This is a genomic window from Rhodococcus sp. CX, from assembly GCF_015865005.1.
GTDB lineage: Bacteria > Actinomycetota > Actinomycetes > Mycobacteriales > Mycobacteriaceae > Rhodococcus.
Genome location: NZ_JADZGH010000198.1, coordinates 1 through 12,708 on the forward strand (window position 1 = coordinate 1; position 12,708 = coordinate 12,708).

Here is a 12,708-nt window from a genome sequence, read left to right on the forward strand (position 1 = left end):
CTCCGGGGCCGCAGCCCGCACCCGCCGTCTTCGCCGACGCCGCGGCCCCGGAGACCGCCCCGGCCGGGAAGCGCAAGCCGCTGCTGATCGGCGCCGGTGTTCTCGTCGCGGCCGCGATCGCCGCCGGCGGTGTCTATGCCTTCGCCCAGAGCGGCGGAGCCGGTGGAACTTCCACCGCCTCTGCGGAGACCGTCGAAACGACGACGGTGCTCGCCGCGGAGGGCGGTCTGCCGCCCGCCACGTCGGATTCCGCCTACATCAGCGAATCCACCGACGATGTCACCTCGATCCTGCCTGCCAAACTGATCACGTCGTCCACGTCGTGCGAGAAGGCCGGGTTCAGCATGGAGAACGCACTGCGCGTCGACTGCGACATCGATCCCGCTTCGTCCCTGGGCAAGACGATCGGCATGGGAGAGCACGACTACGTGACGGTGTCCGCGTACCGCGACGATCAGTACGCCCGGTCGACGCTGATCCGCATGCGCGACCAGCCGATCACCGACTATGTCTCGGTTCTCTCCGACGACGGCAACCGCATCATCGAGTACCTGCCGTCCGATCCGTACAGCACTTTCTTCAACGGCATCGACAAGACGAAAGGGCTCGTGATCAACTTCTCGATCGCACCCGTCGACAAGGGACTGACGCTCATGCGAGAGCTCGGATTCCCTTCTTCGTGAACAAGTTTCATCCCAGAGGTCTTGCCGCAGCGCGGCAGAGAACGACGGCACACCAGAACGACAGGAGTTTCAGATCATGCGTACGTCACGCATCCTCACCGCCGCCGCAGCGGCAGCCGCTCTCACCCTCGCCGGGTGCAGCAGCGACGTCGAGGGCACCGCCGTCGACAGCGAAACCGCCGCGCTCGCCGCAGATTCCGGCGCCGAGCGGCAGGCGGACTTCGACATCGAGTCCCTCGACACCGGCGGATACAACACCGTCCCGAAGGACTTCGAGGCAGAGGGCCGGCTCGCCGGGGATTTCGGGCCCGCCGTCGAAGGCCAGCGCATGGCCGAATTCGTGGTCGCCCCGTACACGATCGACCCGAAGCTCGTCTCGGGCGGCGGCATGAACCAGGGCGTCGGCGTCGGGGGCCTCGCGAAACTCGGGCTCCTGAGCGAATCCGTCTCCGCGATCTCCGAGAAGTACGAAGTCATCACCACATTCAGCGACTTCCAGGACTACGCCGACGGCTCCCACGGCCTCGGGATCTCTGTCGTTCGGCTCCCGGACGAAGCGTCCGCGGCCGCCATCGCCGACGAGCTCTACGCCGACGAACTCACCGACGGCAGCGGCGGGGACGACATCTTCGCGTCGGGTGCTGCCACTCCGATCACGCTGCCCGGCCTGCCCGATACCCAGGCCGTGACCTACCGGTGGGAAACCGGCTCCGACACGGTGTCCTCGTACACCGTCAACGGCCCTCACTTCATCTACACCTACGCCACCACCACCCCCGACGACCCCGAGTGGGCGAAAGACATCACCACGCGCGCGCTCGAGAAGCAGATTCCGCTGCTCGCCGGCTTCCCGTACACGCCGACGCCGGAGATCCCCGAGCTGGTGGTCGACATGGACAAGGTCCTCGCCCGCGCTGTCGGCTACACCGAGGACGAGACGACGCGGAACTCCGAACTCGCGGTGTACGGTCCGCTGGGCTGGCTGCACTTCGACAGCAACCCGGCACAGACGGCCGAGCTCTTCGAGAAGACCGGCACCGACCGGGTCGCCATGGCGAACTCCACCGTGTACCGCACGGCAAGCCCGGAGGGTGCCGAGACCGTTCGGGACGCATTCCTGGCCCAGACCCGGAGGAACTACTCCGAGGTCACCGAGGACGCGTCGGCGCCGCAGAACGTTCCCGACACGACGTGCATGAGCGGTGACGTCGCCGAGGGCCGGATGTCGGTGTGCTACATGACCTATGGCCCGTACGTCGCCGAGATCACCGGCTTCCGGCCGATCGGCAACACCGACCCCGAGCGGGACTCCTTGCGCACGATGTCGCAGCGCGTCGCGACCCAGTACGTCAAGTTCGTCGAGGCCGAGGAAATGGGCCTGGGCAAGAACTGATTCCGTTCCCGCCTGTGCCCCCTGCCGCCGACCGCGGCAGGGGGCACAGCACCGGGTTCGTCAGAACACGAGCACCGCGAAGACTGTCGAGAGAACGAGACCGGCCATCACCGGAAGGAAGCACTTCCGGGCGAGATCGAGGACCGGCACCCGGGCGAAACCGGCCACCGCGACGAGCGACGACCATGCGACGAGCACCCCGCCACCCGACCAGATGTTGCCCATCTGACCGATCGCGGCGAGTGTCGCCGGATCGATGTCGACGGCGGGTCCGAGCGCACCCGAGAGCGCTCCCGTGAGGGGCAGGCCGCTGAAGCCCGACCCGTCGAGACCCGCGACGACACCGATGAGCAGGATTCCGAACGCGGTGACGAATGCGTTCTGCGGCAGATGCGTCTGAATCGCGGTGACGAGGTCGAACAGGATCGACGGTCCCGTCGCGTCCGACGGGAGACCGAGGATCGGCCCCACGAAGTCCGGGTTGCCGATGAAGAAGAACCCGGCGATGGGCAGCACGCATCCCATTGCCTTGAACGCGAACACCAGACCGTCGACGAGGTGCTCCGACGTCGTCTCGAGGAAGCCACCCCGGTCGGTCGATGCGGCGGCTGCGAACAGGATCAGTGCCGCGAGACCTCCGACGATCGCGGCGGCGTCGCCGCCCTTCAGCGGCGGTACGACCTCGGTGAACTTGCCGAGCATCAGATAGACGATGAACGCCAGGTAGACCAGCGGCACCAGCATCGCGAACGCCTTGGCGGTGCCACGACGTTCCTTCTCCACAGCGGCGACCTCATCGTCGGACGGGTCGGCGTCGACCACCGGGTCCGAGGCGCGCACCAGCACTGCGGTCGCCGCGGCCGGCTGCCCACCGTCGCTGGTCGGTCCGCCCACCGGCTCCGGGTGCACCGGGCGAGCAGAGCCGCCGCCCGCCGAACCGCCGGGCCGGTCCTCCTCCCGGGGGAGGTCGCCGATTCCCCGGTCGGCTTCCGCCTCCCACTCGACGAGCAGGTCCGGCGACGGCGCACGCCAGGTTCGCTTCTGCGTCAGGTAGGTGATCACCAGGGCGGTGACACCCACGATGAGCGACAGGACGAGAGACTTGTCGGCCACTGAATCGGTGTCCGCCCCTGCCGCGACCGCCGAGATGCCCGGCGCGACCTTGATGATGTAGTCCGACGACAGTGCCATGCCCTGGCCACAGATCGCGATGACCATACCCGCCGAGAGCGGCGACAGTCCGGCGCGGATGGCCACCGGAATGAGCACCGCGCCGACCAGGGGGACGGCCGGGGTGGGCCAGAAGAACAGCGAGATCACGTAGGTCACGGCGGCGAGGACGAGGAAGCTGCTCGCGCCCACGCGCATCACGCGACGGAACGGCGCGACCATCATCCGGTCGGCGCCGAGCTGGCGCAGCGCTCCGAGCATCGCCGTGACCATCGCGATGATGAGGAAGATGTTGAACAGTTCCTTCGCCGCGACGAGGCTCGCGTTGAAGATGGACGACAGCCCCGTGACGATGCTGCCGGAGAAGACCAATGCGGTCAGGAACGTTGCGACGACTGCGGGAACGACGATGTTCTTCCGCAGGGCCATGGTGGCCAGGATGACGAGTATGCCGGCCAGATAGACCCAGTGGGCGGCAGTGAGTTGTACGTCCAAAGCATGTCCTTCGGCGGGAGGGCGGAACGGATCGGGCTTGATTGGTGGAACTTTCCGCGTTCGGTCACACCGGGTCAACGAGAACCCTGCACACCGGCCCGGACGCTACCTGTGCACTGTGTTCCACTTTTGCGATTTCGTGTCGCCGAGTCGCTCGAATGTGAAAGATTGCTACGAGCGTGTTTCGCCAAGGGACAAAGCGCACTTTCCGGCGATACCTGTGCAGGGTGCCCTGATCAGGGGTCCACACGTGTGCACTCCGACCGCGCGCTGCCGAGCCACTCACCCGCCCCACGATGGGACAGTGGGATCGCGGCACGAACGGGGCCGCGCAGTTCCACGGTTCCAGGGAGTTCGATGAGCACACGCACAGAGGTGGCAGGCACACCGTCGGAAGCAACCGGCACGGGCACCCCACTCGCGTTGTCCGCCCTCCTCGCCGGCACGCTCATCGGCACCCTCAGCAACAACATCATCAATGTTCCCCTTCCCCTGATCCTTTCGGATTTCGACGCGTCCCTCGAGGACGGTGCGCTGCTCGCCGTCGGATTCCTCCTCACGTTCGCCGCGTCGATGCCACTCGCCGGATACATCGGCGACCGCTTCGGTCGCCGTCGCGTCTACAGCGCGGCCCTGCTGGGTACCGCGGTGTGTGCGCTCGGCGCCGCAACCGCACCGTCCCTCGAGATCCTTGTCGTGTGGCGTGCACTCGGCGGCGTCGCGGCCGCGGCGTTCGCCCCCGCCGTCATGGGGCTGATCGCGTGGTTGTTCGACGCGCAACGCCGCGCCCGTGCCGTAGGCGCGTGGGCGACCGTCAACGGTATCGGGCAGGCGATCGGCCCGACCCTCGGCGGATTCGTGGCCGGGAACTGGGGCTGGCGGTGGGTGTTCGTCCCGCTCGTCCCGATCGCACTGCTCGGGTTCGCCGGGACGATCCGCTGGATTCCCGCGTTCCCCGGGCGCCGCATGAACCTCGACGCGCTCGGTGCGGCAACGCTTACCGCCGGATCCGCCGGAATCGTGTTGGGACTGAGCATGTTCGGGCAGTCCGGCGTCGATGCTGCGATGCCACCGGTCGTACTCGCCGCGTCCGCGGGAGTGCTCGGCTGGTTCGTCGCACACTGCCTGCGCGCCCGAACGTCGTTCGTCGACGTGCGACTGCTGGCCGAAAGTCGTTTCGCCCGAAGTGCTGTCGCAGCCTTCGCGCAGATGTTCTGTCTCGGTACCGCGCTGCTGGCGGTTCCGTTGCGGCTGACGGAGACGGGTGCGTCCACCGCGACCGCCGGCACGATCCTGTTCGCGCTGCCCGCGGTCATGGCTGTCTTCGCGCCCCTGGTGGGGCGCACGACGGACCGGATCGGTGCCCGGCGCGTGCTCCGCACCGGGCTGGCGATCCTGATCGTCGCCCAGTGCGCTCTCGCGGTCGTTCTCTCCGCAGGAGAGCCCGATCCTCGGCTCGTCGCAGGCGTTCTCGCGGTGACCGGGGCCGGGATCGCCGCCGTTCAGACGCCGGCTGCGGCCGGATCGACACGCTCACCCGCGGGCGCCCAGGGCACCGGACTCGGGGTGTTCAACCTCATCCGTTTCGGCGGCTCCGCGGTCGGCGCGGCATGGGTGACGATCGCGCTCGCTCCCTGGTCCGTGAGCGTCGTCTTCGCGGTCTGTGCGGTGACGGTATGTGTCGCCTTCGCCGCCTCGTTCCTCGGTCGCGACCCCGAGGATGTCGAGAGCGTGGCGAAAGCGCTCAGCGATAGTTGATTTCGTGTTCGACCGAGGTGTGGAGACGATCGAGCAATTCGAGCCGGACCGCGAGCCACGCGGTGAACTGATTCTCCGGGGTCCGCACGTCCATCGCCATGGCCCGCGAGATCCGGTCGAGTTTCGACAGCATCGTGTTGCGGTGCACGTTGAGTTCGCGCGCGGCCGCGTTGACGTTGCCGCCGGAACCGAGATAGGCGACGAGTGTGTCGTAGAGGTCGCTGCCGGGCCGGAGGGAGCCGAGCACGTCGCCGACGAACCGTCTGCTCCGGTCGGTCTCCGCGACGAGCTCGAGAACCCCGTACCCACGTAGGTCGTAGTAGGACACCGACCCCGACATCCCCATCCTCTGCCCGATACCGAGAGCAACACGCGCCTGGCGGTAGCTCTCGCGGATCTGGTCGGCGCCCACGGCCGGTGCTCCGTGCGCGACGGGGACGGGACGGCCGCGCCGCCGCGACAGGTCCTCCGACACGGCCTCCGCGAACTCGGTGATCTCCGCCTCGACGTCACGGGCATCGCGGTATCGCAGTGACCGCACCACAACCAGCACATCACCGATCACGGTGACGTACGAGCGGATGGAAGGATGCGGCAGGACGCTCGCCGCGTAGCGGGCGAGACGCAGCAGCCCACCGGCCGCCTCACCGGCCGGCACGTTCGGGTTCTCCACGTATCCGGGAGCGACGAACACCGCGAACGTCGAGGTCAGATCGATGTCGTGGTATTCGGCACGGGCCTGCATGTCGTGCCGGCTGGAGAAATCCCCGTGCACCAGGGCCTGAACGAAGTCGCCGCGCGCACGTTCCTCGGCCTCGTCGACACTGCGCTGGCGCAGCATCTCGGATCCGATGATCGCGGTCGCCTGCTCGGTGACCACCGCGTGTTGCGCGAGATCGTGCGGATTCGGCGTCTCACCGGAAGCGAGGACCACCACCCACCCTTCGAAGCGTTTGCCGAGCCGGATCGTGCTCGCGGTGCAGGTCCAGTGCACGTCCCCCGCGGTCACGTCGATCACCCGGGTGTCGTGGTGACCCCGACCGGCGGCCGACGCACCGGTGAGCGAGTCGTGAAGCCGCTCCGAGATTTCCCGGACCGCGGTCCGCTCGATGCCGTGATATGCCACTGCCTGACCGCGGGCGTCCAGCGCCACCGCCGGATGCTGCGCGAGCGACGACACCTCCTTGATCAGGAGCGTGAGCCCGGCCCCTCGGTGGAGCAGCCCCGCGAGCGTCGAGTGCACGTGCGCGGAATACCGCATGACATGCACTTCCTGCATCAGGGACCGCTCGGCGAGCAGCCTGTTGAGTGCCGCGAACCCCACCGGGAGGTCGAGTTCGACGACGGGCAGGCCGGGTGGCCACGAGGTGATCGCGGCGGGCAGAGCACCGTCGACGACGAGCGCCGCCGCACCGCGCGCCGCGACGGCCGGCATCGCGTGTGCGTTTGCAGCCAGTGCCTCGGGCCGGACGTAGACCGCCACTCCGGCGAGGTCGTCGTAGCGACCCACGACCTCACCGAGCGGCAGTATCCAGCTCAGGACGCGGTCGAGGTCGGCACCGTCCGGTGCGACGCGTGCGCCGGCCATGAGCGGTTCCTCCAGCAGTCCGCGGACAGTCAGACGCGGGCTCGGTTCCATGGAGACCTACTTCCGTCGAGGGGCTGTAACGCCACACGGGGCCGGTGACGTCGTGCACTCCCTAAATCAGCTACCAGAGACGTACAGGCTCCGCACATGTGCATGTTATCCACATACTGCTCGCGTATCGGGGTCATTTTGACCGTCCCAACGGCCGCGCGGTGCTGTTAGAAATGAGCCACGCCCGACCACGAGCCTCCCGGCCGGGCAACAATCCGCCCGCTCGGGCAGCCGTCCCGGCAAGAACCGAACCGGCCCCGACTCAGAAAGTGGAGACCGATGCATCGCATTTACCGAATCACTCTCGACGACGCACTCCCCCTCCTCGCCGCCGGCCGAGCGAAGGCCGAGGAGATCGGCGTCAAGCAGACCCTCTGCGTGTGCGACGAAAGCGGGAATGTCATTGCCCTGCACAGGTTGCCGGGCGCACGACTGACCGGGGTCGACATCTCGATCGCCAAGGCGTTCACCGCCGCCGGCCACGAACGCGCTACACACCTGTTCAACGAACCGCCCAACGGGCCGGCACTCCCCGGGAACGAGGCATTCGGCATCAGCCACATGCTCCCCGGCAAGTTTGCGATCTTCGTCGGCGGCTTCCCCCTCGTCTACGACGGCCAGATCGTCGGCGCGGTGGGGATCAGCGGCGGAAACGGCGAGCAGGACAAGGCTGTCGGTGCCGCGATGCTCGCCGAGTTCGAGGCTCTCGTGTCCGCGACCGCGCACTGACACGTGCACTTCGACCCGACTACGCGGCGATTCCCGGTCATTGTGGCCCTGGCAGCGCCGATCCCACCCACCTAGGCTCGAACTCACCGAAACAAGCTGCACACCAGAACATTCGGACCCGCAATGTCGCGGAGCTCTCCACAACGGCATCGACCGCACGACAACCCGGAAAGGCACATCTCATGACCGAACTGCTCGGACGCGACGAGTTCCGCACCGCACTGGAAAACGCCATCAAGGGACGTGAAGCGAAGGACGCCTCCTTCAGCAAGGCATGGGCCGAAGGCAAGCTCGAGAAGCACCACTTCGCCCGGTGGGCGGAGAACCACTACCACTACGTGGGCCCCTTCGCCGACTACCTCGCGAACATCTACTCCAATACCCCCGACCACTACACCGACGCGAAGGACTTCACGCTCCAGAACATGTACGAGGAGGAACTCGCCGACATCCGGCACACCGACCTCCTCATCAAGTTCGCCGAAGCGTGTGGCACCACCAAGGAACGCGTCGAGGACCCGAACAACATGAACGCCGTGACCCGGGGACTCCAGGCCTGGTGCTACGCGGTGTCGCAGCGTGAGCACTTCGTGGTCGCCACGGCCGCGCTCGTCGTCGGACTCGAGTCCCAGGTCCCGAGCATCTACAAGAAGCAGATCGTCCCGCTCCGCGAGGTCTACGGCTTCACAGAGGACGAGATCGAGTTCTTCGACCTGCACATCACCTCCGACGTCGTGCACGGGGAACGTGGCTACCAGATCGTGCTGGACTGCGCCGACACGCCGCAGCTGCAGCAGCGGTGCCTGCAACTCGTCCGCTGGGGCGCCGAGATGCGCTACTCGTACACCAAGGGCCTGTACGACACCTACGTCGCTCCCGACCTGGAGCTGGCGTCGGCCTGATTCAAGACTCGCGGGGAGCGGTTGCTGCACAGCGGTTTCCGATACACAGCGGTTTCCGCTCCCCGCGTAGCAGACCAGCGAAGGAGAACGATGTCCACCGACGCCACCAGCGCCCCGACCTGGGTTGCTGTCGCCACCGTGAAGGAACTGACCCGCCGCCGCAAGCTCCGAGTGGAAGTCGACGGCGTTGCAATCGCACTGTTCCACGCGAACGACCGCTTCTACGCCTTCGCCGACCTGTGCGTCCATCAGGACCGTTCGCTCGCGAAAGGCACTCTGCTCCACGGCCGTGTCATCTGCCCCGGTCACCAGTGGCGGTTCGACCTCGAAACCGGGTACGAGGAGGACCAGGACCTCTGCCAGCCGACGTACCCCGTCTCCGTCGTCGACGACATCGTCCACATCGATCCCACCCCGCGACGCACTACCGGGGAATCCGGAAAGGACTGCACGGCATGACCGTTCGCACAGTAGTCACAGTCGGTGCCGGCCAGGTCGCCGCGGTCGCCGCCCGCACGCTCCGCCGCCGCGGATTCGACGGCCGCATCGTCCTGCTCGGCGACGAGCCGCACGAACCCTACCAGCGGCCGCCGCTCTCGAAGGAGTTCCTCGCGGGCCGCGAGGGCGGGGAGTCCCTCGCCCTGATGACGCGGAAATGGCTCGACGCCAACGACATCGACATCCGCACCGGGGTCGCGGTGCAGCGGGTCGACACCGCCACGCGCACCGTCGAATTCGACGGCGGGTCGCTCGCGGCCGATGCCGTGATCCTCGCGACCGGAGGCCGACCCCGCACGCTCGCCTCCACCGGCTCCCGGCCCGACCTGGTCCACTACCTCCGCACGCTCGACGACGCGACCGCCCTCGCGGCCCGGCTCACGCCCGGCTCGACGCTCGCCGTCGTGGGTGGCGGATTCATCGGGCTCGAGATCGCCGCGACCGCACGCTCGCTCGGCGTGAGCGTGACGGTGCTCGAACAATCCGACCAGCTCCTCGGCACCGTTCTCGGCGCCCGGGTCGGCTCCTACTGCGCCGATCTGCACCGTCGCAACGGCGTCGACCTGCGCACCGGAACCGGCGTCACGTCGCTGACGACATCCGACGCGGGCGTCCGGATCACGACGACCACCGGCGACACGATCGAGGCCGACGCGGTCGTGGTCGGCATCGGAATCGTGCCCAACACGGAGGTGGCCGCCGCGAGCGGGCTCGCCGTCGACGGGGGCATCGTGGTCGACGCCGTCGGACGTACGTCGGCCGAGCACGTCTACGCGGCCGGCGACGTCGCGAGCCGCTTCTCACCCCGGGCCGGCCGGCACATCCGCGTCGAGCACTTCGACAATGCGAACCGGCAGGCCGCCGTCGTCGCGGACACGATCGTCGGGCGCCAGTCGCTCTCCGACGACCCGCACTGGTTCTGGTCCGACCAGTACGACTCCAACATCCAGTTCGCCGGAACAGCGAGCGGAGCAACGGAATACATCGTCCGCGGCGACATCGACTCAGGCGAGTTCTCCGTCTTCTACCTGACCGGCGACGTTCTCTCCGCCGCATTCGCGATGGACCGCGGCGAAGACATCATGGCCGCACGCGAACTCCTCGGCCACCGGGTCGACGCCGTTCGGCTCGCCGACGAGGACGTCGATCTGTGGGACATGTACGAGGAGGTCGAATCCGCATGACGATCACGGGCCTGAACCACATCGACGGCAGCTGGGTACCGGCGGCGTCCGGCGCCGTCTTCGAACGCCGCAACCCCGCCGACGACACCGACCTGATCGGCACGTTTCCCGATTCCGATGCCATCGACGTGCGCAACGCCGTCGACGCACTCGACAAGGCCGCGCCCGAATGGGCTGCCACGCCGCCCGAACGGCGGGCCGCGATCCTCGAGGCCGCCGCCGAACATCTCGTCTCGCAGGCCGGCACGCTGGTCGAAGAACTGATCCGCGAAGAGGGCAAGACCCGCGCCGAGGCGTCGATGGAGGTGAGCCGGACGCCGCTGAACCTGCGGTTCTATGCCGGTGAGGCGCTCCGTGCCACGGGCACGACGTTTCCCGCGCCGGGTTCGACCACGGTGTACACCGTGCGCGAGCCGATCGGGGTCGTCGGTGCCATCACGCCATGGAACTTCCCGCTCAACATTCCGTCCCGCAAGCTCGGGCCGGCACTCGCGGCGGGCAACACCGTCCTGTTCAAGCCGTCCGAGATCACCCCGCTCATGGGGCAGCGCCTCGTCGAGGCGCTGCTCGCCGGAGGCCTGCCGCCGGGCGCTATCGCCCTCGTCCACGGCGACGGCAGGGCCGGGACGGCTGTGGCCGGCGACGAGCGAGTCGCGGCCGTGACGTTCACCGGTTCCACCGAGGTCGGCCGCGCCATCCACCGCAGCATCGGCCCGGACCGGCGGGTGCAGCTCGAGATGGGCGGGAAGAACCCTGTGGTCGTGCTGGCGGACGCCGATCTCGACGCGGCCGCCGCGCTGATCGTCAAGGGTGCGTTCGGGTTGTCCGGCCAGGCCTGCACCGGAACCAGCCGGGTGGTGGCCGTGGACGAGATCCACGACGCACTGCTGGAGAAGGTCGTCGCACGCGCCGAGGCACTCACCGTCGGGGCGGGGTCCGCTCCAGGCGTCTCGATGGGGCCGCTCGCGAGCCGGGGCCAGCTCGACAAGTTCCTCGCGTACGTCACGATCGGATCCGATGAAGGCGCACGTCTCGTGTGCGGCGGGACGCGGTGCGGCGACGAGACCGGTTTCTTCGTGCGGCCCACGGTGTTCGCGGACACCACCCCGGGCATGCGACTGCTGACCGACGAGATCTTCGGACCCGTCCTCGCATTCCAGCGCGCCTCGTCGTTCGACGACGCACTCGCCCTCGCGAACGACACCGCGTTCGGTCTCAGCGCCTCGATCGTCACGAACAGCCTCGCCGACGCGCACCGGTTCGTCGCCGGTTCGCGGACCGGTCTGGTGAAGGTCAACCAGCCCACTACCGGCATGGCCGGCAATGCGCCCTTCGGTGGCTACAAGCAGTCGAGCACACAGACCTTCAAGGAACAGGCCGGCCCCACGCTCATGCAGTTCTACCAGTCCGAAAAGACCGTGTACCTCTCCCCCGAAGCCTGACCGTCGTCCGGCTTTCACCCACAGATGCCTGGAGGAAGACCATGGAGTTCAAGCGAGTGGCCCGTTCCGGGCAGGTGACCGAAGGTATCGTCCGCCGGTTCTACGCCGGCGAATACGAATTCGCCATCTCCCGGCTGGACGGGAAGGCATACGCGACATCCAACTACTGCTCCCACCTGGACTGTCTGCTCTCGTCCGGCAAGCTGGTCCAGGACGGTATCGGATGTTCCTGCCACGGAAGCGCTTTCGACCTCGAAACCGGGGAGCCGATCTGCCCGCCGGCAACCGAGCCGATCAAGACCTACCCGTGCGAGGAGCGCGACGGCGAGATCTTCGTGGGCATCGACCCGAACGAACCCCCGGAGGGTCCGCGCCGGCGCCGGAAGAGGTCGGCATGAACCGCCGGCCGCCGACGCTCGCGACCGGAGGGATGGTCGCGTCGAGCCATCCCCTCGCGAGCCAGGAAGGAGCGCGCGTACTCGCCGACGGCGGCAACGCGGTCGACGCGGCGCTCGCGATGGCCGCGGTCACGTGGCTGACGCTGCCCGGGCAATGTGGACTCGGCGGTGATGCGTTCGCGGTGGTGCGCGAACCCGACGGCGCCGTTTGGACGGTTAACGGCAGCGGCTACGGACCGGACGGCGGCACAACCGGTTTCTACCGGGACCGGGGCTTCGATGCGATTCCCCTCGACGGGGCGCTGGCCGTGGCGGTGCCGGGTGCACCGGCCGCCCTGGCCGCACTGCACGCGCAGGGGGCGAGCAGAGCGCTGCCGGAGCTGTGGGAACCCGCCGCGCGTATCGCCGAACGCGGCC

General features: G+C 68.0%; 11 protein-coding genes and 1 pseudogene. 10 read left to right on the forward strand and 2 right to left on the reverse strand.

Annotated elements, in window-relative coordinates:
• Positions 1-683 (forward strand): annotated as a pseudogene (locus I0Q12_RS21295) (Hsp70 family protein); the annotation flags it as partial.
• Between the two features lie 76 nt (positions 684-759).
• Positions 760-2,076, forward strand: coding sequence for a hypothetical protein (locus tag I0Q12_RS21300; RefSeq protein WP_197254428.1), 1,317 nt, complete (start codon positions 760-762; stop codon positions 2,074-2,076).
• Positions 2,077-2,136: 60 nt separating this feature from the next.
• Here the strand turns inward: I0Q12_RS21300 and I0Q12_RS21305 are convergent, their stop codons facing one another.
• The gene (locus I0Q12_RS21305) at positions 2,137-3,741 is read right to left on the reverse strand and encodes a hypothetical protein (RefSeq protein WP_197254429.1); all 1,605 of its coding nucleotides are present in this window, start codon (positions 3,739-3,741) and stop codon (positions 2,137-2,139) included.
• 357 nt (positions 3,742-4,098) lie between these two features.
• Between I0Q12_RS21305 and I0Q12_RS21310 the strand changes: the two genes are divergently transcribed.
• Positions 4,099-5,499, forward strand: coding sequence for an MFS transporter (locus I0Q12_RS21310; protein ID WP_197254431.1), 1,401 nt, complete (start codon positions 4,099-4,101; stop codon positions 5,497-5,499).
• Here I0Q12_RS21310 and I0Q12_RS21315 read toward each other — a convergent pair.
• Positions 5,486-7,138, reverse strand: a complete 1,653-nt coding sequence (locus I0Q12_RS21315) for a CdaR family transcriptional regulator (RefSeq protein ID WP_197254433.1) — start codon at positions 7,136-7,138, stop codon at positions 5,486-5,488. The genes I0Q12_RS21310 and I0Q12_RS21315 overlap by 14 nt on opposite strands.
• Before the next feature lie 279 nt (positions 7,139-7,417).
• On the opposite strand from I0Q12_RS21315, the gene I0Q12_RS21320 reads away from it, so the two are divergent.
• The 7 genes from I0Q12_RS21320 to I0Q12_RS33455 all read left to right on the forward strand — a co-directional run.
• Positions 7,418-7,867, forward strand: a complete 450-nt coding sequence (locus I0Q12_RS21320; RefSeq protein ID WP_197254435.1) for a heme-binding protein — start codon at positions 7,418-7,420, stop codon at positions 7,865-7,867.
• A gap of 182 nt (positions 7,868-8,049) precedes the next feature.
• The gene (locus I0Q12_RS21325; RefSeq protein ID WP_197254437.1) at positions 8,050-8,769 is read left to right on the forward strand and encodes a TenA family transcriptional regulator; all 720 of its coding nucleotides are present in this window, start codon (positions 8,050-8,052) and stop codon (positions 8,767-8,769) included.
• Between the two features lie 90 nt (positions 8,770-8,859).
• Positions 8,860-9,228, forward strand: coding sequence for a Rieske 2Fe-2S domain-containing protein (locus I0Q12_RS21330; protein WP_197254445.1), 369 nt, complete (start codon positions 8,860-8,862; stop codon positions 9,226-9,228).
• The gene (locus I0Q12_RS21335) at positions 9,225-10,451 is read left to right on the forward strand and encodes an NAD(P)/FAD-dependent oxidoreductase (protein WP_197254447.1); all 1,227 of its coding nucleotides are present in this window, start codon (positions 9,225-9,227) and stop codon (positions 10,449-10,451) included. The genes I0Q12_RS21330 and I0Q12_RS21335 overlap by 4 nt, the downstream gene beginning before the upstream one ends.
• Positions 10,448-11,893: an aldehyde dehydrogenase family protein gene (locus I0Q12_RS21340; RefSeq protein WP_197254449.1), complete on the forward strand. Its 1,446-nt coding sequence runs from the start codon at positions 10,448-10,450 to the stop codon at positions 11,891-11,893. The genes I0Q12_RS21335 and I0Q12_RS21340 overlap by 4 nt, the downstream gene beginning before the upstream one ends.
• A 41-nt stretch (positions 11,894-11,934) precedes the next feature.
• A complete protein-coding gene (locus tag I0Q12_RS21345; RefSeq protein ID WP_197254451.1) occupies positions 11,935-12,291 on the forward strand; it encodes a non-heme iron oxygenase ferredoxin subunit in 357 nt (118 codons plus the stop codon).
• The coding region (locus I0Q12_RS33455; protein WP_231611160.1) for a gamma-glutamyltransferase at positions 12,288-12,708 on the forward strand (421 nt) is incomplete at its 3' end. The genes I0Q12_RS21345 and I0Q12_RS33455, both read left to right, overlap by 4 nt.